The sequence below is a fragment of the Chryseobacterium manosquense genome, from assembly GCF_014623485.1.
GTDB classification, from domain to species: domain Bacteria; phylum Bacteroidota; class Bacteroidia; order Flavobacteriales; family Weeksellaceae; genus Kaistella; species Kaistella haifensis.
Map to the genome: position 1 here is coordinate 1579457 of NZ_CP060203.1, position 19513 is coordinate 1598969.

Consider the following 19513-nt stretch of genomic DNA (forward strand, 5'->3'; position numbering starts at 1 on the left):
AAATTATTTTTAGATTAAGAAATCTGTTTTTTATTGTTTTTGAAAACTTTTGTAATGATTTTTTGTGAGATAAACTTCACCTTCTTTTGTAAAAACGATGCGATCGGCATTCCGGTTGCCGCAATTGTAATTTACGTCGGCTTCGAAATATTGTTTTCCGGAAGGTAAAGTTTTTTCACGGTTACTGAATTTATCACCACCAATGGCTTTTCCCGGCAAAACATCGCAAAGATTCCCTTCAGAAGGAACCCAACCTTGCTTTCTTGCCTCACTTTTGGTGATGTAATAATCGGGCAATTCGTGGTTAGATTTTACATAATTGATGACTTTAACTTCATTGGTTAAATTTTGAATCGAATGTTCTTCAAGTGAAATTTCCTCACGATTAGCTTTTTCATCTTTTCCAATGGTATTTTCAGCAATTTCCGAGTCTTGGTTTCTCTTTTCGATTCTGTAATTATCAATCAGATACATCACCAGAAAGGCACTCAGCATTCCGATGATGAAAAAAAGAGCCAGTTTCGCGCTATTTTTATTCATTTTAATGGGTTAAAATCGTTCCAAAAACTCAGTTTCTCCACTCTTCCGGAATATCACAAACCGGAATTGGCTGCATTTTGTGTTGCGCAGCTTTATTCATTCTGCTGAAAATTTTATACACTTCCAAATCTCTTCCCGAATAATCCGCTTCAGTTTTAGTTCCCCATTCTTTCTGAATTTTTTCCAGTTCCGGATAAGTTGCACCAATTTGTTGCTCATCGGTTCTGTCCACATCCCACAAACCGTCGGTAGGAATAGCGTTTTGGATAGATTCTATTAGATTTAAATGCTTCGCAAGTTCATAAACTTCCGTTTTGTACAAATCCGCAATTGGGGAAACATCTACTCCACCATCGCCATATTTGGTGTAAAAACCAATCCCGAAATCCTCCACTTTATTGCCGGTTCCACAAACCAAAAGACCATTCAGCTGCCCAAAATAATATAAGGTAAGCATTCGTAAACGCGCTCTGGTATTGGCTAAAGCAAGTTTTTCGTTAGGAAAATCTCCATCTTTTACATTAAAAGATTTATACAACTCATCGAAAGTGCTAGTTAAATTCACTGAAATAGCTTCCACATTTGGAAATCTCGATTTCAAATTTTCGATATGATCCAACGCGCGACTTACCTGATCTTCCTTTTGATGAATCGGCATTTCGATCAAAAGTGTTTTTAAGCCAGTCATCGCACACAGCGTAGAAACCACACCGGAATCTACACCTCCGGAAACCCCGATTACATAACCATTCACATGTGCTTTTTCGGCATAATCTTTCAGCCAGTTTACGATCTTTTCTGTTATTTTTTCTTTTTGCATTTTTGCTGGGTTTAAACTGAGGAACTTAGATGGAAGAATCCTTAAAATTTTCCTTATTTTTGCCTCTTAAATTTTGATGTAAAAATAATGAAGTTTTTTAGATATTTATTGTTTTCAGGTATTTTCATTTTTGGAGCAGTTGCCTGCAAAAAAAATCCTGAAAACCTCTGGGAAATCAAAATCAAAGATTCAGCAAAAAAAACAGAAATCGTCGATATTTCCAGGCTATTTTACGATCCCAATGTTCCTTTAGAAGATTTTAAAAATAAATTTCCTTGGTTTCAGGGAACCGTTTCTGATGAAGATTATGCGGTGCGAAGAGCGGACGCCAACGAAGCCAAAATTTACAAAGAAGCCATTGCAAAAATCGATGTTGCCAAACTCAACAAAGATTTATCGAGTTTATTTTCTCACATTCATCATTATTTCCCAGAATTTATCGCCCCGAAAGTTTATCTTTATTCATCGGCGTTGCAAGGAATTATGGAACCTATTTTCTATAAACCTGAAGAAAATATGTTGTTTATCGATATTTCTGCATTTATGGGAGAAAACAATCCAAATTATCAAGGTTTGGAACTTTATTTCCAGAAATCGATGAATCCGCAAAACATAGTTCCGAAAGTTTCGGAAGTTTTCGCGCAGTCTTTTGTTCCACGAAACATTAAAAATCAAAAATTTATTGATGAATTAATTTATAACGGAAAAATAGTAACCCTTCAGGATGCATTTTTACCGAGTTTTCCAGATTATTTGAAGATGAACTACACCCAAAAACAATACGATTGGGCGGTAGAAAACGAAGCGAATATTTGGAATTATTTTGTAGAAAACAATTTGGTTTTCAGCGATGACGTGCGATTGAACGAAAGATTTATCAATCCTGGACCTTTCTCGAAATTCTATACCGAAATCGACAACGATTCATCGCCGCAAATTGGTATTTTCACAGGATGGCAAATCTGTAGAAAATTTTTCCAGGAAAATCCGGAAGTTAAATTGGCAGATTTTCTAAAAATGGATGCGCAGGAAATCTTTAACAAAAGTAAATACAAACCTAAAAATTAATTGCTGAAAAGCCCTTTAATTCTCATAAAAAAGACATGAAAAAGACCCAGATTACCATAGATGTAGAGCTTGACGAAAACCACGTTCCCGAAAAAATGATGTGGAACGCACAAGACGGCGGAATAGAAAAAGAAGAAACCAAAGCCACCATGATTTCCGTGTGGGACGACAAAAAAATGGAAGCCCTGAGAATTGATCTTTGGACCAAAGAGATGCCGGTTGATCAAATGAAAATGTTCCTTCACCAAATCCTTATTTCGATGAGCCATACCTACCAAAGAGCGACCGGCGAGGAAGATGTAGCCGCATGGATGGAGGAAATTGCAGAAGAATTTGCCCAAAGATCAGCTATAAAAATGTAAATAAGCAATAAGCGGTATGCGATAAGCATTAAGCTTTTTTGCATGCAGTTTATATTTTTTTTTAATCATATTTAAGCTTTAAAGCAATAAAAGCCTATTGCCTAAAGCTTAAAGCATAAAGCATAAAAAAATCATGAATTTTAATACCAAAGTAATCCACGGTGGGCAACACCACGAATCCGCGACAGGATCGGTGAATGTACCTGTATTTTTAACCTCAACTTATGCGCAGAAATCCCCGGGAATTCATTCCGGTTACGAATACTCCAGAGCGGCAAACCCTACCAGACAAGCTTTGGAAGACAGTTTGGCAAGCATTGAAAACGGCGCGAGAGGTTTGGCTTTCGGATCCGGTTTGGCGGCAATTGATTGTGTTCTTAAATTATTAAATCCAGGCGATGAAGTTATCGCGGTTGACGATCTTTACGGTGGAACTTATCGAATGTTCACCCGACTTTTCGAAAAATACCAACTGAAATTTACCTTCGTGAATTTTGATGATGTTTCGAAAATTTCAGATTTAATTAATGATAAAACTAAATTAATCTGGATTGAGACTCCAACAAATCCACTGATGAAATTGGTTGACATCAAAGCAGTTACCGACTTAGCAAAAGGAAAAGATATTTTGGTTGCGGTTGATAACACTTTCGCGACTCCATATTTACAAAGACCAATTGATTTAGGCGCCGATATCGTGATGCACTCGGCGACAAAATATCTCGGCGGGCACTCCGATGTAATTGCTGGAGCTTTAGTCGCGAATACCCCTGAACTTGGTGAAAAACTACATTTCATTCAGTTCGCGAGTGGCGGAATTCTCGGCCCACACGATTCTTATTTGGTGCTTCGAGGCATTAAAACTTTGGCTTTAAGAGTTCAAAGACATTCGGAAAACGGAATGGCTGTTGCAAAATATCTAGAATCTCATCCTGCGGTTGATCAAGTAATTTATCCAGGTTTGGAATCTCATCCTCAACATGATTTGGCAAAAAAACAGATGAAGGATTTCGGCGGAATGGTTTCTTTCACCTTTAAATCTGGAAAAAAAGAAGATGCCATCAAATTTTTAGAAAAAGTGAAAGTGTTCACTTTGGCAGAATCTTTAGGCGGTGTAGAATCTTTGGCAAATCATCCTGCGTTGATGACTCACGCTTCGATTCCGGCAGAAAAACGAGCAGAATTGGGCATTACCGACGACTTAGTTCGATTGAGCGTTGGAATTGAAGATGAAGCCGATCTGATTGCTGATTTGGAAAAAGCTTTTTCTTAACATTAATATTTTTTAACCACAAAGTCACAAAAGTTGTTTTTTGAAAAGATGAATTAATTCTTTTTAAAGCGCAGAAAGTTGAACTTATTTTTACTTTAAAAAGTTAAATAAAACGGCTTTCATGTAATTAAGCTTTTGTGACTTTTGTGGTTTTTTTATCGTTCACTAATGACAGAATTTCAAAAGTATATTCAACGATATTTAGACCTTATTCCATCTGAAAATTGGTTGGAAGAAATGAAAAAAATGGGTGAAAAAACAGTTTCACTTTATTCATTTTTAGCAGAAGATCAATCAAATTTTGCATACGCAGAAGGAAAATGGACGCTAAAAGAACTTTTGCAACACTTAATTGATGCGGAAAGAATTTTCGCTTACCGCGCTCTTCGTTTTGCCAGAAAAGACAAAACCGATCTTCCGGGTTGGGATGAAGAAACCTACGCAAAACATTATTTTTCTACTGAGAGATCGTTGCAAAGTCTTATCGATGAATTTGAAACCGTGAGAAAATCTTCAAGTCTTTTTTTTGAAAATTTAAATAAAATTCAACTCTCGGAAACAGGAATCGCGAACGGAAATGAGATTTCGGTAGAAAACATCGGGAAATTAATTGTTGGCCATAATATTCACCATTTGAATATTATTGAGGAGAGGTATTTATCAAAATTTTAATTTTTTATAAGTTTTGGCTAAAGCCAAATTAATCCGCAAATTGAAAGGTGGGCTAAAGCCCACCCCTATTGATGTTTTTTTAATCAGAAAGGTGGGCTAAAGCCCACCCCTATTGATGTTTTTTTAATCAGAAACTTAAAATTCGATTGAAATTTTAATAATTTTTTCGCTTATAAGATTTACGAAATTCAATAGGAACGGGCTTTAGCCCGTTTTTTTGTGAACTCTAAATTTGGCTTTAGCCAAAACCTACAAAATTTTCTATATTTGAATAAACCAATTGTCATGTCATTTACTAAAATTTATGTACATATTGTTTTTTCAACTTTAGAAAGAAAACCACTTCTTAATTCCAAAGAATTGAGGGTTTCTGTGTGGAAACATATTAAGGAAAATGCTACCAAAAAAGGCATTTTTATTGATATGATTAATGGATATTCAGATCATTGTCATTGCTTGATTTCGTTAAGTTCAAATCAAAATATCGAGACTGTTGTTCAATTAATCAAAGGTGAAAGCTCGCATTGGATTAACAAAAATCAATTAACCAAAGAAAAATTCAATTGGCAAAGTGAATATTTTGCCGTATCTGTTTCTGAATCGATGGTTGAAAATATGAGAAATTATATTAAAAATCAGGAAAAACATCATCTAAAAAAAACTTTTTCAACAGAATACCAAGAATTTATAGAAAAATATAATTTTCAAAATTCAACAACATAGTTTATCTAAATCTTAATTGAAATAAATACAGCAAAGAAATATGAACTGCCCCTGTTGCTCCGGAAAACTTTACGAAAATTGCTGTAAACCCTTTCACACGGGAGAACAACACGCTCCCACTGCGGAAGCTTTGATGCGTTCGAGATTTTCGGCTTTTGCAATTCCGAATGGTGAATATTTAATGAAAACAACGCTCCCTACAAAAAGAAAATTCCATAACAAAAAAGATTTGCAGGAATGGGGAGAAATCAATGAATGGACGAAATTGGAAATTATAAACCTTCCAGCTTTAAACCAATTAGAATTTAAGGCTTACTATAATGATGAAAATGGAAAACCGCAAATTCATCATGAACATTCGCTTTTTAAAAATTTGAACGGAAGATGGTATTATGTTTCCGGAAAATTTATGGATTAATTTATTGATTCCGTTGCTCCTGCTTCTTTTTCTGTCTTAAAACGTAGAGATAAAGACTTTCCACTTTTGCCCTTGCCCAATCCGTTTTTCTAAGAAATTTCAGCGAGGAATTGATACTCGGATTATCGGTGAAACATTTGATATTGATTTGTTTTCCTAACTCTTCAAAACCTCCGTAATATTCGAGCAATTCTTCTAAAATTGCGTCCAAACGTTTTCCGTGTAAAGGATCTTTCGATTGTTGTTCCATAATTATTGGTAAAAATACTGATAAAATTTAATATTAAGTTTAAAACTTTTTTCTCTGCAAATATTTTAAATTTGTGGCAACATTAGTATAAACAAAAATCCATGCAAAATCTCATCAATACCTTACAATCCGGTGGCACCATTCTTTATCCTACCGACACGATTTGGGGAATCGGCTGTGACGCAACAAATATTGAAGCAATCAACCGAATTTTCGAAATTAAAAAGCGTGAAAAAAACAAGTCAATGATTATTTTGGTGGAAAACGAAAAGCGTTTGCAAGATTTGGTGGAAGTTCCGGAATTGGCTTGGGAAATTATGGATTTATCGGAAAAGCCAGTGACGATTATTTACGACAATCCGAAAGGTTTGCCTAAAGAAATTCTTGCGGAAGATGGCAGTATCGGAATTCGCTTGGTGAAGGATAATTACCTGAAAAAACTGATCGGAAAACTGAACAAACCACTGGTTTCTACATCAGCGAATTTAAGTGGCGACAAATCTCCGATGAAATTTTCGGACATCAACGATGAAATCATCAATTCTGTAGATGCAATTTCAGATGAAAACCACGACAAAATCTCAGAATATGCAGGCTCTTCGATTATCCGAATGTGGAACGATGGCCGCGTGAAAGTGTTGCGTGAGTAATTCAAATTCACAATTTTTAAAATCATTCAATAAAAAAATCCGGCAGAATTAACCTCCGGATTTTTGCGTTTTCTTACTTTAAATATTCATCAAAATAATCGGTTATTTTCTGCATCAAATGTACCCGATCTTTCCCTAAAACATTGTGCTCGTGGCCGGGATAAACAAAATAATCCAGTTGAACACCATTATCCACGGCAGCTTTCAGAAACTTCATTGAATGTTGCCAAACCACAACATTATCTTGCGCACCATGAATCATTAATAGTTTGCCCTTCAAATTCTGAACTTTATCCAAAAGATTGGCTTGCTTGTAACCTTCAGGATTATTTTGTGGCGAATCCATGTATCTTTCGGTGTACATAATTTCGTACATTTTCCAGTCGATTACCGGTCCACCCGCAACTCCAACTTTGAAAACTTCCGGATGTTTAAGCATAAAACTCGTCGTCATAAAACCACCAAAACTCCATCCATGAATCCCCATTTTATCGGCATCTACATAAGGTAAAGATTTCAAATAGTCCACGCCTTTCAGTTGGTCTTTCATTTCTACTTCGCCCAAATGGCGGAAAACGGCCTGTTCAAATTTTAAACCTCGGTTTGCAGATCCTCTTCCATCCATGGTGAAAACGATGTATCCTCTTTGCGCCATGAATTCGTACCAAAGATTCCCGGATGCCGGAAAACTGTTGGTTACCAACTGCACATGCGGACCGTTGTACAGGTAAACAAGGGTTGGATATTTTTTGTTGGGATCGAAATCCGTTGGCAAAATTATTTTTCCGTAAAGTGGAGTTCCGTCATCGGCTTTTAAGGTTACATTTTTAATTTCCGGTCTCTGATAATTTTTTAAAGTATTCTCGGATGTCAAAATATTTTTAGATTTCGCGGTGTTGGTATTGATTAAATTTACAACTCTTGGCGAATTAGCGTTGCTAAAAGAATCGTACAACCAAGAACCATCTTTGCTAAGAATTCCGGAGTGCATTCCGGCTTCGGCATCCAATTTTTGTGTTTTGAAATTGCTCCAATTGATTTTATAAAGATGCCTTTCCAAAGGCGTTTCCTGAGTTGAAGTATAATAAATTTCTTTCTTTTTTTCATTAAATCCCAAAACATCAGTCACCAACCAATCGCCTTTAGTCAATTGCGCAACCAAACCTTTTTCTAAATTATAATGAAAAAGATGGTTGTAACCGGTGCGCTGACTTTGCCAAATAAAATCGGTGGTAGAATTCGGGAAAAACAACAAAGGATGTTGCGGTTCCACATAAATTTCAGATTTTTCCTCAAAAATTATTTTCGTTAAATCACCTGAAGCAACATTGTATTGATTCATCTTCAAATGATTTTGATCACGGTTGAGAACTCCCACAAAAACCGATTTCGAATCCGGATTCCAAGTAATTGAAGTGAGATATTGCTCAGGATCGCCATCAACTTTCAAGAAAGTTGTTTTACCGGATTTAATGTCGAAAATTCCTAAAGTAACGTGATGCGACAGCGCTCCCGCCATAGGATATTTGATGTTATTGTTGACCGCAGGGCTTACGCTCCAATCGATGATTGGATAAGAAGTGACCATCGTTTGATCCATTCTGTAAAATGCAATTTTCGAATTGTCCGGTGACACGAAAACTCCTTTGTCAATTCCAAATTCTCGCTGATGAACCGCTTGTCCGGTTACGATATCTTCGTTTTCATCATTGGTAATTGCGGTGATTTTTCCGTTTAAATTTAAATAAAGATTATTTTTTATGGTATAAACAAAACCTTGGTTATTGCTTAATAATTCTACATTTTCTGCACCTTTGTCTAGCGCGATCCATTCTTTTACTTTCCAATCTTTTCCGGTTTTTTCCACCCAAAAATATTTTGAATTTTGGGTAAAATATCCTTTGTTATTATTAATAAAATTAATTCTTGGAAAAGATTTCAGTTGAAGATTTGGCGACAGATTTTTGTTGATTTGATAAAGGGAAACCAAAGTATCCTGTTTCAAATTGGCAACTTCAGTGGTTAAATACGCATTTTTAGTTGATTGATAAAAGGATTTGTTATCATCACTCCAAGAAAATTGGGAAATATTTTTAGTTGCGAGATTGCTCCTCAAACCATTTACTGCTTCTGCGATGGTGAATTTTTGGCTTTGAGCAAATAAAGAGCTTCCTGCAACTAGGAATAATAAAGAAAATTTTGAGAATTTCATTACTTAAAAATTAGATGGCTAAAAGTAAGAAATAAAAACGAGTTGTTAAAAAAATGTTAAGATTAGTTGGAATACCACTGCTAATCAATAAAATGCTGCAATTTTATATTCAATTAATTTAAATAAAGAAATTAAGGTTTTAATGAAAAATTTTATACCATTAAAAAAAATTAAAAAATACTTTCTTAACCTACATCAATGTAGCGAGTTGACAGACTGAACTATCTTTGCATCAAGAAATTTAAATATTAATCAAAAAAATAAAAAATTATGGCTACAAAATGGAATTTAGACCCAACTCATAGCGAAATTACTTTCAAAGTAAGACACATGATGATTTCTAACGTAAAAGGTTCTTTCACAGATTTTACTTCGGAATTGGAAAGTGAAGATGATACTTTTAAAAACGTTAAGGTAAAAACTATCATTAAAACAGATTCTGTAAATACCAACAACGCTGATCGTGACAACCACCTGAAAAGTGAAGAATTTTTCAATGTTGCCGCAAATCCTGTGATAACTTTTGAATCCAATTCTTTAAATGATGAAATTACTGGTAATTTAACCATTAATGGTATTACAAAACCGGTTACTTTAGACGTAGAATTCGGAGGAATTAATGTAGATCCTTGGGGAAATACCAAAGCAGGTTTCTCTTTTGAAGGAAAAATAAAAAGAAGCGACTTCGGACTTAACTGGAATGCTGCACTGGAAGCAGGTGGCGTAATGGTTTCCGATGAAGTGAAAATTGCAGGTGAACTGCAATACGTGAAAGCATAAATAATTTCATAGTTTATTTTTTTTCAAAGTTCATCCGGGATTTCTTGTGATGAACTTTGATTTTTTTAGATAAGAACATATCATGAATATCAACGATTTAACCAAAATTTCAGGCCAATTTCAAAATACTGAAAAAATGCCTGTTCTCTTTCTGGGCCACGGTTCCCCGATGAATGCAATTGAAGAAAATCAGTTTGTACAGGGTTTCCGGAATATCTCCAAAGAAATTCCTAAACCCAACGCAATTCTCTGTATTTCTGCGCATTGGTTTACCAACGGAACCTTTGTAACGGCGATGGATATGCCCAAAACCATCCACGATTTTTATGGTTTTCCGAAAGAACTTTTTGAGGTAGAATATCCCGCTCCGGGAAGTCCGGAACTTGCCCGCGAAACCGCCACCCTTCTGCTCCCGGAAATTGTAGAAGAAGACCACAATTGGGGTTTGGATCACGGAGCTTGGAGTGTTATTAGACATCTTTATCCGGATGCTGAAATCCCTGTGATTCAGCTGAGCATCGATTATACCAAGCCACCTCAATATCATTTTGATCTTGCCAAAAAACTCCAAAAACTGAGAGAAAAAGGAATCCTGATCATAGGAAGTGGAAATATCGTTCACAACCTCCGAATGGTGGATTGGAAAAATATCAACACCGTTGGAGCCGGTTGGGATTGGGCAGTTGAAGCCCGTGAAAAAACCAACAATTGGCTTTTGGATGGTAATTTCCAAAATTTAATTGATTACCAAAGACATGGAGTCGCGCTACAAACTGCGGTACCAACTCCCGATCATTATTTACCTTTGATTTATTCTTTAGGTTTAAAAGAAAAATCTGATTCGCTTTCGTTGTTTAATGACGAACTGATCGGCGGAAGTTTGAGCATGACCAGTGTGAAAATCGGATAAAAAAAGAAAGAGACTGCCTTTTCGTGACAGTCTCTTTTTTTATTAGAAAAAATACCAAAAATTGGAATGATAGGATTTCGAAATCTTTTTGGTACAGGTCTTTAAGGTTACCTGAACTTCTACTTTATCGATCACATGATCATTGGTAACTTCGAATTGCGGTTTTCGATCCGTTGATGTTTTTTGAGTTCCATCTCTATAAAAAGCGGTCCAGAGATAAGTATAATTTTCGTCGGCTGTTTCCGCTTCGAAAGCTACTTTCTTGTCCCCAACTTTTATTTCTTTGAAATCCGTAACCGGGATTTCGCATTTCTCGATATCTCCCGCTCTGAATTTGGTAGCAGGTTCAATAACTTTAATTTGTTTGCTGCATTTTAAAGGAATATTTTTTGAATTAATTTTTACCGAAAATACAGCATCTCCGGGAACCGAACCTTTTACTTTAATTTCACTTTTGTTAGTTTCTCCTTCGAAAATAATCTTTTGATCCGGATAAATCCATTCAAAACAATCTGCGCAAACATCGCCCTGACCGGTGACTTTATAAATCTGTTTTTCTCCAACTTCAATAGCTTCTGCACCGGTGATGGTACATTGAGCAGACAAAATACCATTCCATACTGCAAAAAATAGTAAAAACTTTTTCATGCTAATTTTTTTTAATGATTAAACCTGGATTACCCCCAAATTAAATTTTTCGGTAATTGGAGCGTGATTTGCCGCTTCAATTCCCATTGAAATCCATTTTCTGGTATCAACCGGATCGATAATTGCGTCGGTCCACAATCTTGCAGCTGCGTAAGTTGGCTCGGTTTGTTTCTGATATTTTTTTGCAATAGAATCCAAAATTTCTTGATGTTCTTTTTCTGAAATCTCTTTTCCTTGTTTTTTTAAAGTCGAAGTTTGAATCTGTGCAAGAACTTTTGCTGCTTGTGCACCACCCATCACCGCGAGTTCTGCCCATGGCCAAGCGACTATCAACCTTGGATCATACGCTTTTCCGCACATTGCGTAATTGCCTGCGCCGTAAGAATTCCCTGTTATTACGGTAAATTTCGGGACCACCGAATTGGAGACGGCATTTACCATTTTCGCTCCGTCTTTAATGATTCCACCGTGTTCAGATTTCGACCCAACCATAAAACCGGTCACATCTTGCAAGAAAATTAACGGAATTTTTCTTTGGTTACAGTTCGCGATAAATCTTGTTGCCTTATCCGCAGAATCGGAATAAATTACGCCTCCGAACTGCATTTCTCCTTTTCCGTTTTTCACCAGTTTTCTTTGGTTAGCAACAATTCCTACGCTCCAACCATCAATTCTGGCAGTTGCACAAATAATCGATTTGCCATAATCGGGCTTGTACTCTTCGAATTCGGAATGATCAACCAAACATTTAATGATGTTAAAAGTATCATACTGATCCGCTCGAGAAACCGGCATATGTCCGAAAATATCTTCAATTTTTTCTTTCGGAGGTGCACTTTCTATTCGATCGAAACCGGCTTTTTCGTAATCACCAATCGATTTCATGATATTTTTAATTCTATCGAGTGCATCCTTATCATCTTTCGCTTTATAATCGGTAACGCCCGAAATTTCGCAATGGGTAGTTGCTCCGCCCAAAGTTTCATTATCAATGGTTTCGCCAATTGCAGCTTTCACGAGATAACTTCCTGCCAAAAATATAGATCCGGTTTTGTCCACAATCATCGCTTCATCACTCATAATCGGAAGATATGCGCCACCGGCAACACAACTTCCCATCACCGCAGAAATCTGGACAATTCCCATTGAACTCATCTTGGCATTATTTCGGAAAATTCTCCCAAAATGTTCTTTATCCGGGAAAATTTCATCTTGCATCGGCAGAAAAACTCCCGCAGAATCCACAAGATAAATGATCGGCAATTTATTTTCCATCGAAATTTCCTGAGCTCTGAGATTTTTCTTCGCCGTGATCGGAAACCATGCTCCAGCTTTTACCGAAGCGTCATTGGCAACCACCAAACATTGCTTCCCGGAAACATATCCCATCACCACAACCACGCCTCCACTTGGGCAACCGCCTTGTTCCTCATACATTTCGAAACCTGCAAAAGCGCCGATTTCAATTGATTCAGAATTTTTATCGAGCAAATATTCAATTCTCTCGCGAGCAGTTAGTTTTCCTTCGTCTCTTTGTTTTTGTAAACGTTTTTCACCGCCACCTTTCTTTATTTCGGCGAGCAATTGGTTGATTTCTGCGAGTTTTAATTTATTTTTATCTTCTCTTTTATTAAATTCTAAATCCATTGTTGAAAAAAATTTGTCTAAAGATAAGTTTTTTGCGGTTATTTCTTTGAAGAATAATCTCATAGTTTAACATTCTGAATTTTAATATTTTAATTAAATATTAAAATAAATATAAAAACAATTTCTGTAAAATATTTTTCCGGATTTTTCGTTTATAGAAATGAAATCCTAAAATAGTTTCTTGGTTTTTGTTTGAGCAAACCGGTTCCTAGTTTATTTTTTTAATAGTTTATTATTTGAAGACCCCAAAAGTTGCAAAGATTTTTGGGGTTTTTTATGGAATAATCGGGAATTGAACGGATAATTTTGCTATAATTTAAAACGGAATTGTAGATTTGCAAGAAATAAAATCTAAAAAATCTGTGTTCAAAAATTCTGCGCTATTTCGTTTACATCTTATTGTTTTTTTGTGGGGATTCACCGCCATTTTAGGAAAACTCATTCATGCCAATGCTCAGATTTTGGTTTTTTACAGGATGTTTTTCGCAGCCCTTTTTTTGTTTGTTTTCATTCGGTTTATTAAAAAAGATCGCTTAAGTATTTCCAAGAAACTCTTCTTACAATTGGCTGTAATTGGTGGTTTCATGGCATTTCATTGGTTGTGTTTTTTTTACTCAATTAAAGTTTCCAATGTCGCGATTGCGCTGAGTTGTTTATCGCTTTCAACATTGTTTGCCGCAATTCTGGAACCCATTATTTTCCGTCGAAAAATTGATATTTCCGAAGTTATCATGGGAATCGTAATCGTGATTTGTATGGGACTTATTTTCAAAACAGAGTTTCATTATAAAGTAGGAATCTTTTTTGGGGTGTTGGCAGCACTTTTCGGAACTATATTTTCAGTTTTCAATGGAAAAATCTACGGGAAAACCTCTGCCGAAAATATCATTTTTTACGAAATATTCTCAGGATTTCTAATTCTTTCGGTATTTTATCTTTTTACAGGCCAACTTTCGCAAGTCTATGAAATAAGTTACCGCGATTTAGCGTTAATCATATTATTGGCAAGTCTTTTTACGGCTTTTCCAATGTTGGAATCAGTGAAATTGATGAAATATATTTCTCCTTTCACTCTCATTTTAACAGTAAATTTGGAGCCGGTTTATGGAATTATCCTTGCGTTTTTTATCTTTGGAGAATCCGAAGAAATGAGCCCGATTTTTTATGCAGCTTCGTCGGTAATGATTATGGCCATTGTTGCCAATGGTGTAATAAAAGCAAGAAAAGCCACCAAAAAATTAGAAATTTGATGAAAAAAGTTCTCTTTTCCCTCTTTATTTTTTCAGGAATGTTTTCCGATGCGCAAATCATCAGAAAATATTCTAATGAATTTCTCAATATCGGAGCCGGCGCGAGAGGCCTTGCAATGGGCGGGGCAGTAATTACCAACCAAAATGATGTATATGCTCCGATGTGGAATCCAGCGGGTTTAATCGGAATTGACCGCGATTGGCAAGGTGCTGCGATGCACGCCGAATATTTCGAGTCGATTGCGAAATACGATTATCTCGCTTATGCGAAAGCTTTGGACAATAATTCCGGAGTTTTTGCGATTTCCTTAGTTCGTTTAGGAGTTGACAATATTTTGAACACCACTCAACTTATTGATTCTGAAGGAAATATTGACTACGATAAGATTACCAGTTTTTCCCAATCCGATTATGCAGCGTTACTTTCTTATGCGTTTCGTCCTGGTGGCAATCATCGGCTTTCTGTTGGGGTGAATGCCAAATTGGTATATCGAAATGTGGGAAAATTTGCGAGCGGTTACGGTTTCGGATTTGATGCCGGAGTTCTCTATAATGCCGATTCCGGATGGAATTATGGAGCGATGTTGCGAGATGCAACCACAACGGTGAATTTCTGGACAGTGAACCAAAAAGAGCTTTCCGCAGTGGTAAATGGCGAAGAATTTAACCCTGCTCCAAAAGATAAAATGGAAATCACCATGCCAAAACTCAATGTAGGAATGAGTAGAAATTTCGAAATCAACCGCGATTTGGAACTACAACCAGAAGTTGGTTTGAACATCGATTTTGCAAAAACAGCAGCGGTAATTTCCACAGATTTTGCGAGTATAACACCTTACGCAGGTGCGGAACTGAAATTTCAGGATATGATTTTTGTGCGTTTAGGAGTGAATCGCTTCCAAACGGTAACAGATATAGAAGATTTAAAACGAAAAGTTTCCTTTCAACCAAGTGGCGGAATCGGCATTAAATATCACGGTTTAACTTTGGATTATGCAATTACCAATTCCGGAGTCGGAGGTTCTAATTTTTTCTCCAATTTTTTCTCTCTGAAATTAGATATGGGGGATTTCAGAAATTAATTTATCTTTAATTAAAATTTTATTCATGAAAAAATTGCTGTCTTTTTCCTTGTTGATGATTTTCACAACGGCTTTTAGCCAAAATATTTCAGATTATCAATCTATCTACATTCCGAAAGAATTCGCTGATGCAAAGGCCAACAAATATGGTTTGAAAGATGTCTTGAAAAGCAAATTGAAAGCAAAAAAGTTCGTCATCGTAGAAAATGCAGCCGAATTTAGCTGTGAAATGCTTAAAGCGGAAGTCTCGGATACGAGCAATTTTATAAAAAATAAAGTGCAGCTTAGCTTTAAAGATTGTAATGATAAAGTGATTGCAAACTACGAAGGAAAATCGGGCATCAAAGAATTCGAACCGGGAATGAAAGAAGCATTGCAATTTGCTCTAAATAATGTTGCAGTTTCAGCTCCAAAAAGTACTGAAACAACTATTATAAAAGAAAAATCGGAACCAATTTCTGAAAAAACACCTGAAACCAAAGGAGAAAATTCTAATCTAAAAAACGAAACTCCAACAGAAAACAAAGCAGAAAGTTTCAGCAACGGAACTTTCACTTTCAACAAAATCACTATTTCTCAAAACCAATTTATCCTTGCCAATCCAAACAATTCCGTTCCTTTTGCAATTTTTAAAACATCTACGAAAAAAGATGTTTACCACGTTCAACTGGAAAATGGAAGCCACACTTTGGGTTATTGGGAAAACGGAAAAATCGTGATTGAAATTCCTAATTCCGATGGAAGTTATACAAAAGAAGAGTTTCTGAAGAAATAAATCGTCTGGAAATTACCCGTTTTCGGAAGAATTAAAAAACTCCCAAACCTTTGTACCACGGCTTTTTCCTAAAATTTCTTCCAAGGTTTCTCTTGAAGATTCTTTCACTCTTTTCACCGATTTTAGTTTAGAAAGCAGAAGCTCGATCGCTTTTTCGCCAATTCCTGGAATTTCCTCGAGTTCAGATTTAATCGTCGAATTTTTTCTGCGCGTTCGGTGGTGTCTGACTCCAAAACGGTGGGATTCGTCGCGCACTCGTTGCAAAACTTTCAAGGTTTCTGATTTTTTGTCTAAATATAAAGGAATGGAATCTTCAGGGAAATAAATCTCTTCCAAGCGTTTTGCAATGCCTATAATCGTGATTTTTCCATAAAGTCCTAGCAATTTCAAACTTTTCACAGCCGAGGAAAGCTGACCTTTTCCTCCATCAATTAAGATCAGTTGCGGCAGAGGTTCATTTTCATCAAGAAGCCTTTTGTAGCGACGATAAATCACTTCTTCCATCGTAGCAAAATCGTTGGCACCTTCCACCGTTTTTGGGTGGAAAATACGGTAATCTGCCTTGCTTGGTTTACCATTCTTGAAAACTACACACGCAGAAACAGGATTAGTTCCCTGAATATTCGAGTTATCGAAACCTTCAATATGACGCGGTTCTTCGGGCATTCTCAGAAGTTTTTGCATCTCCGCCATGATGCGGTTGGTGTGTCTTTCCGGATCTACAATTTGTACTGCTTTCAGTTTTTCAATTCGGTATTCTTTCGCATTTTTTTCGGATAATTCTACGATTCTTTTTTTGTCGCCAACTTTCGGAACGATCAATTTTACATTCGGAATTTCCAGACTCAGATGAAACGGGATCAATATTTCTTTGGAATCAGAATTAAATTTCTGACGAATTTCTATCATGGCCTCCTCCAAAATATCTTCATCAGTTTCCTCCAACACTTTTTTAATTTCTGTGGTAAAACTTTGAATGATGCTTCCATTCTGAATTTTGAAATAATTTACATACGCCGCCGTTTCGTCACTCGTCATCCCGAAAACATCTACATCATCAATATTGGGATTCACCACGGTATGTTTGTGTTGGTAATCTTCCAACATATCGATTCTTTCCTTGATGAATTGGGCATTTTCAAATTCCAAATTTTCAGCATATTTCGTCATTTGATTGATCAAATATTGCTTGGCCAACCGGAAATCACCTTTGATAATCCCGCGAATCGCGTTGATTTTTTGGTCATATTCTTCCTTAAGTTCCAACATTTCACAGGGACCCTGGCAATTTTTAATGTGATATTCCAGGCAAACTTTATACTTTCCGGCTTCAATTTTCTCCGGAGAAAGGTTCAGATTGCACGTTCGGATTTTATAAATATGTTTAATGGTATCAAGTAACACCTTTGCCGGACGCACTTTTGCATAAGGTCCGAAATATTCCGACCCATCTTTAATTTTCGTTCTGGTCAGGAAAATTCTTGGAAAATCTTCATTTTTAATGCAAATCCACGGATAAGATTTATCGTCTTTCAGCATCACATTATAAAATGGTTGATGCTCTTTGATGAGATTATTCTCAAGCAACAGTGCATCATATTCACTAGGAACAATCGTGGTTTCCAAGCGATGGATTTTACCAACCATAATGCGGGTTCGGTAACCTGAAAGATTTTTGTTAAAATAAGAAAGTACCCTTTTCTTCAAATGTTTAGCTTTTCCTACATACAAAAGCTGATTATTTTTGTCGTAGTATCGATAAACTCCGGGTTCCGAAGGCAAAGTTTTGAGTTGAAGTTCAAGGTCGGGATTCATCTTACAAAAATAAGGAATTGATTTTTGATTTGGTCATCGATTATGATGGAGATAAAATCATTTTAAACCTGCAAAGAAGATTTAGGTTTTTATGCAAATAATTGTATTTTTAAGCAAATTTTATATTCATGATTTACGGCATCGATACCTTTACAATTTCTGATATCATGGCGATCCTTGATGATCCCCAAAAAGCAAAACTTACTAAAGAATCCAAACAAAAAATCCTGCAATCTCAGCAAAATGTGCAACAGATTGTCGCTTCGGATCGTACTGTTTATGGGATTAACACAGGATTTGGACCGTTGTGCGATGTGAAAATATCTGAGGAAGAAACTGCGCAACTTCAACATAATTTAATTATTTCACACGCAGTCGGCGTAGGAAAACCTATTGCGAAAGAACTTTCAAAGGTGATGATGATTTCGAAGATTCATGCCTTGTCAAAAGGATTTTCGGGAGTTTCGTTGGAAGTTATTGAAAGATTAATTTTCATGCTGGAAGAAGATATAATTCCGGTAGTACCAGAGCAAGGATCCGTGGGAGCTTCCGGAGATTTAGCGCCTTTGGCTCATTTGGTTTTACCACTTCTAGGACTGGGAAAAGTTTGGCAAAAAAATGAAATCAGAAATACAGCTGACGTTTTAGCTGAAAAGGAAATTAAGCCTCTAATATTAGGACCAAAAGAAGGTTTAGGACTCATAAACGGGACACAGTTTATCTTGGCTCATGCTATTTTAGGTTTAAATAAATTCGAATATCTTCTTGATTTAGCAGATTTAACTGCTGCTTTAAGTTTAGAAGCTTATCGAGGAAGCGCAAGTCCTTTCAAAAAAGAACTTCACGATATTCGCCCTTTTTCCGGAAGCAAAAAAGTCGCAGCCAGAATGCTAAAATTCTTGAAAAATTCTGAAAATCTACACGCACACGAATTTTGTGATCGCGTACAAGATCCTTATTCTATGCGATGTGTACCACAAGTTCATGGCGCAAGCCGAAACGCGTACGAGCACCTGAAAAATCTTGCAGAAATAGAACTAAATTCAGTTACCGACAATCCAATCGTCTTAAGTGCTGAAGAATCTATTTCCGGCGGGAATTTCCATGGTCAATTGCTTGCTTTACCGTTAGACTATTGCACTTTGGCAGCAGCGGAACTCGGAAATATTTCCGACAGAAGAAGCTATTTGCTCCTTGAAGGTAAATTTGGATTGCCAAGATTATTAACCGAAAGCTCGGGATTAAATTCAGGATTTATGATTCCACAATATACATCTGCTGCATTGGTTACAGAAAATAAAACTTTGTGCTTTCCGGCATCTGCGGATTCTATTCCGACAAGTTTGGGGCAGGAAGATCATGTGTCAATGGGCAGTATTTCGGGACGAAAATTCAATCAGGTTTTAGGAAATTTAGAAAATATTCTCGCGGTAGAATTGATGTTTGCAGCGCAAGGATTAGAATTCCGAAGACCGGACACATGTTCGAAATATGTTGAAAATGCTTATAATCTCATTCGTACAAAAGTTGAAAAATTAGAAGATGACCGACTAATAGGCGAGGATATGTTGGCTATCGCTGAATTAATTCGTGAGAGAAAATTCGAAGTAAATTAAAA

At 36.3% G+C, this 19513-nt stretch carries 20 protein-coding genes; 13 read left to right on the forward strand and 7 right to left on the reverse strand.

What is annotated here, in order from left to right:
- Positions 1 to 30: 30 nt before the first annotated feature.
- Both H0S70_RS07570 and nadE read right to left on the reverse strand, forming a co-directional pair.
- Complete coding sequence (locus tag H0S70_RS07570) at positions 31 to 540, reverse strand: ribonuclease domain-containing protein (protein ID WP_188320376.1); 510 nt, start codon at positions 538 to 540, stop codon at positions 31 to 33.
- Positions 541 to 568: 28 nt separating this feature from the next.
- Positions 569 to 1360 (reverse strand): NAD(+) synthase, encoded by a 792-nt coding sequence (gene nadE, locus H0S70_RS07575; protein WP_088264375.1) that lies wholly within the window; start codon positions 1358 to 1360, stop codon positions 569 to 571.
- 87 nt (positions 1361 to 1447) lie between these two features.
- On the opposite strand from nadE, the gene gldB reads away from it, so the two are divergent.
- From gldB to H0S70_RS07605, 6 genes are all read left to right on the forward strand, one after another.
- Positions 1448 to 2428, forward strand: a complete 981-nt coding sequence (gene gldB, locus H0S70_RS07580) for a gliding motility lipoprotein GldB (protein WP_188320377.1) — start codon at positions 1448 to 1450, stop codon at positions 2426 to 2428.
- 35 nt (positions 2429 to 2463) lie between these two features.
- On the forward strand, positions 2464 to 2790 hold the full coding sequence (gldC, locus tag H0S70_RS07585) for a gliding motility protein GldC (protein ID WP_188320378.1): 327 nt from the start codon (positions 2464 to 2466) through the stop codon (positions 2788 to 2790).
- 130 nt (positions 2791 to 2920) lie between these two features.
- Positions 2921 to 4063 (forward strand): cystathionine gamma-synthase, encoded by a 1143-nt coding sequence (locus H0S70_RS07590; RefSeq protein WP_317173180.1) that lies wholly within the window; start codon positions 2921 to 2923, stop codon positions 4061 to 4063.
- A gap of 168 nt (positions 4064 to 4231) precedes the next feature.
- Complete coding sequence (locus H0S70_RS07595; RefSeq protein WP_188320380.1) at positions 4232 to 4735, forward strand: DinB family protein; 504 nt, start codon at positions 4232 to 4234, stop codon at positions 4733 to 4735.
- 285 nt (positions 4736 to 5020) lie between these two features.
- A complete protein-coding gene (gene tnpA, locus H0S70_RS07600; RefSeq protein ID WP_055041481.1) occupies positions 5021 to 5458 on the forward strand; it encodes an IS200/IS605 family transposase in 438 nt (145 codons plus the stop codon).
- Positions 5459 to 5498: 40 nt separating this feature from the next.
- Positions 5499 to 5876 (forward strand): YchJ family protein, encoded by a 378-nt coding sequence (locus tag H0S70_RS07605; protein ID WP_188320381.1) that lies wholly within the window; start codon positions 5499 to 5501, stop codon positions 5874 to 5876.
- Between the two features lies 1 nt (position 5877).
- On the opposite strand, the gene H0S70_RS07610 is transcribed toward H0S70_RS07605, so the two are convergent.
- The gene (locus H0S70_RS07610) at positions 5878 to 6126 is read right to left on the reverse strand and encodes a VF530 family protein (RefSeq protein WP_123903437.1); all 249 of its coding nucleotides are present in this window, start codon (positions 6124 to 6126) and stop codon (positions 5878 to 5880) included.
- Between the two features lie 101 nt (positions 6127 to 6227).
- Between H0S70_RS07610 and H0S70_RS07615 the strand changes: the two genes are divergently transcribed.
- Positions 6228 to 6776, forward strand: coding sequence for an L-threonylcarbamoyladenylate synthase (locus H0S70_RS07615; RefSeq protein ID WP_031502075.1), 549 nt, complete (start codon positions 6228 to 6230; stop codon positions 6774 to 6776).
- Between the two features lie 73 nt (positions 6777 to 6849).
- Here H0S70_RS07615 and H0S70_RS07620 read toward each other — a convergent pair whose 3' ends face one another.
- Complete coding sequence (locus tag H0S70_RS07620) at positions 6850 to 8988, reverse strand: S9 family peptidase (RefSeq protein WP_188320382.1); 2139 nt, start codon at positions 8986 to 8988, stop codon at positions 6850 to 6852.
- Positions 8989 to 9258: 270 nt separating this feature from the next.
- On the opposite strand from H0S70_RS07620, the gene H0S70_RS07625 reads away from it, so the two are divergent.
- Both H0S70_RS07625 and ygiD read left to right on the forward strand, forming a co-directional pair.
- The gene (locus tag H0S70_RS07625) at positions 9259 to 9768 is read left to right on the forward strand and encodes a YceI family protein (protein WP_188320383.1); all 510 of its coding nucleotides are present in this window, start codon (positions 9259 to 9261) and stop codon (positions 9766 to 9768) included.
- 82 nt (positions 9769 to 9850) lie between these two features.
- Positions 9851 to 10678 (forward strand): 4,5-DOPA-extradiol-dioxygenase, encoded by an 828-nt coding sequence (gene ygiD / locus H0S70_RS07630; RefSeq protein ID WP_188320384.1) that lies wholly within the window; start codon positions 9851 to 9853, stop codon positions 10676 to 10678.
- A gap of 42 nt (positions 10679 to 10720) precedes the next feature.
- On the opposite strand, the gene H0S70_RS07635 is transcribed toward ygiD, so the two are convergent.
- Together H0S70_RS07635 and H0S70_RS07640 are read right to left on the reverse strand one after the other, a co-directional pair.
- Positions 10721 to 11326, reverse strand: coding sequence for a hypothetical protein (locus H0S70_RS07635; RefSeq protein ID WP_188320385.1), 606 nt, complete (start codon positions 11324 to 11326; stop codon positions 10721 to 10723).
- An 18-nt stretch (positions 11327 to 11344) separates the two neighbouring features.
- On the reverse strand, positions 11345 to 12973 hold the full coding sequence (locus tag H0S70_RS07640; protein WP_188320386.1) for an acyl-CoA carboxylase subunit beta: 1629 nt from the start codon (positions 12971 to 12973) through the stop codon (positions 11345 to 11347).
- Positions 12974 to 13335: 362 nt separating this feature from the next.
- On the opposite strand from H0S70_RS07640, the gene H0S70_RS07645 reads away from it, so the two are divergent.
- The 3 genes from H0S70_RS07645 to H0S70_RS07655 are packed head-to-tail and all read left to right on the forward strand — an operon-like array spanning position 13336 to position 16080.
- Positions 13336 to 14223 (forward strand): DMT family transporter, encoded by an 888-nt coding sequence (locus H0S70_RS07645; protein WP_123905218.1) that lies wholly within the window; start codon positions 13336 to 13338, stop codon positions 14221 to 14223.
- Positions 14223 to 15305, forward strand: coding sequence for a putative type IX sorting system protein PorV2 (locus H0S70_RS07650; protein ID WP_188320387.1), 1083 nt, complete (start codon positions 14223 to 14225; stop codon positions 15303 to 15305). Before H0S70_RS07645 ends, H0S70_RS07650 begins: the two co-directional genes overlap by 1 nt.
- 25 nt (positions 15306 to 15330) lie before the next feature.
- Positions 15331 to 16080: a hypothetical protein gene (locus H0S70_RS07655; protein ID WP_188320388.1), complete on the forward strand. Its 750-nt coding sequence runs from the start codon at positions 15331 to 15333 to the stop codon at positions 16078 to 16080.
- 12 nt (positions 16081 to 16092) lie between these two features.
- Here H0S70_RS07655 and uvrC read toward each other — a convergent pair whose 3' ends face one another.
- Positions 16093 to 17895, reverse strand: a complete 1803-nt coding sequence (uvrC, locus tag H0S70_RS07660; RefSeq protein WP_188320389.1) for an excinuclease ABC subunit UvrC — start codon at positions 17893 to 17895, stop codon at positions 16093 to 16095.
- 128 nt (positions 17896 to 18023) lie between these two features.
- Here uvrC and hutH point away from each other — a divergent pair, with 128 nt between their 5' ends.
- Entirely contained in the window at positions 18024 to 19511 is a 1488-nt protein-coding gene (gene hutH / locus H0S70_RS07665) for a histidine ammonia-lyase (RefSeq protein WP_188320390.1), read from the forward strand.
- Positions 19512 to 19513: the final 2 nt, after the last annotated feature.

Coding starts and splice junctions, on each gene's coding strand:
- H0S70_RS07570 (WP_188320376.1), bottom strand. CDS start 540: ATGAATAAAAATAGCGCGAAACTGGCTCTTTTTTTCATCATCGGAATG.
- nadE (WP_088264375.1), bottom strand. CDS start 1,360: ATGCAAAAAGAAAAAATAACAGAAAAGATCGTAAACTGGCTGAAAGAT.
- gldB (WP_188320377.1), top strand. CDS start 1,448: ATGAAGTTTTTTAGATATTTATTGTTTTCAGGTATTTTCATTTTTGGA.
- gldC (WP_188320378.1), top strand. CDS start 2,464: ATGAAAAAGACCCAGATTACCATAGATGTAGAGCTTGACGAAAACCAC.
- H0S70_RS07595 (WP_188320380.1), top strand. CDS start 4,232: ATGACAGAATTTCAAAAGTATATTCAACGATATTTAGACCTTATTCCA.
- tnpA (WP_055041481.1), top strand. CDS start 5,021: ATGTCATTTACTAAAATTTATGTACATATTGTTTTTTCAACTTTAGAA.
- H0S70_RS07605 (WP_188320381.1), top strand. CDS start 5,499: ATGAACTGCCCCTGTTGCTCCGGAAAACTTTACGAAAATTGCTGTAAA.
- H0S70_RS07610 (WP_123903437.1), bottom strand. CDS start 6,126: ATGGAACAACAATCGAAAGATCCTTTACACGGAAAACGTTTGGACGCA.
- H0S70_RS07615 (WP_031502075.1), top strand. CDS start 6,228: ATGCAAAATCTCATCAATACCTTACAATCCGGTGGCACCATTCTTTAT.
- H0S70_RS07620 (WP_188320382.1), bottom strand. CDS start 8,988: ATGAAATTCTCAAAATTTTCTTTATTATTCCTAGTTGCAGGAAGCTCT.
- H0S70_RS07625 (WP_188320383.1), top strand. CDS start 9,259: ATGGCTACAAAATGGAATTTAGACCCAACTCATAGCGAAATTACTTTC.
- ygiD (WP_188320384.1), top strand. CDS start 9,851: ATGAATATCAACGATTTAACCAAAATTTCAGGCCAATTTCAAAATACT.
- H0S70_RS07635 (WP_188320385.1), bottom strand. CDS start 11,326: ATGAAAAAGTTTTTACTATTTTTTGCAGTATGGAATGGTATTTTGTCT.
- H0S70_RS07640 (WP_188320386.1), bottom strand. CDS start 12,973: ATGGATTTAGAATTTAATAAAAGAGAAGATAAAAATAAATTAAAACTC.
- H0S70_RS07650 (WP_188320387.1), top strand. CDS start 14,223: ATGAAAAAAGTTCTCTTTTCCCTCTTTATTTTTTCAGGAATGTTTTCC.
- H0S70_RS07655 (WP_188320388.1), top strand. CDS start 15,331: ATGAAAAAATTGCTGTCTTTTTCCTTGTTGATGATTTTCACAACGGCT.
- uvrC (WP_188320389.1), bottom strand. CDS start 17,895: ATGAATCCCGACCTTGAACTTCAACTCAAAACTTTGCCTTCGGAACCC.
- hutH (WP_188320390.1), top strand. CDS start 18,024: ATGATTTACGGCATCGATACCTTTACAATTTCTGATATCATGGCGATC.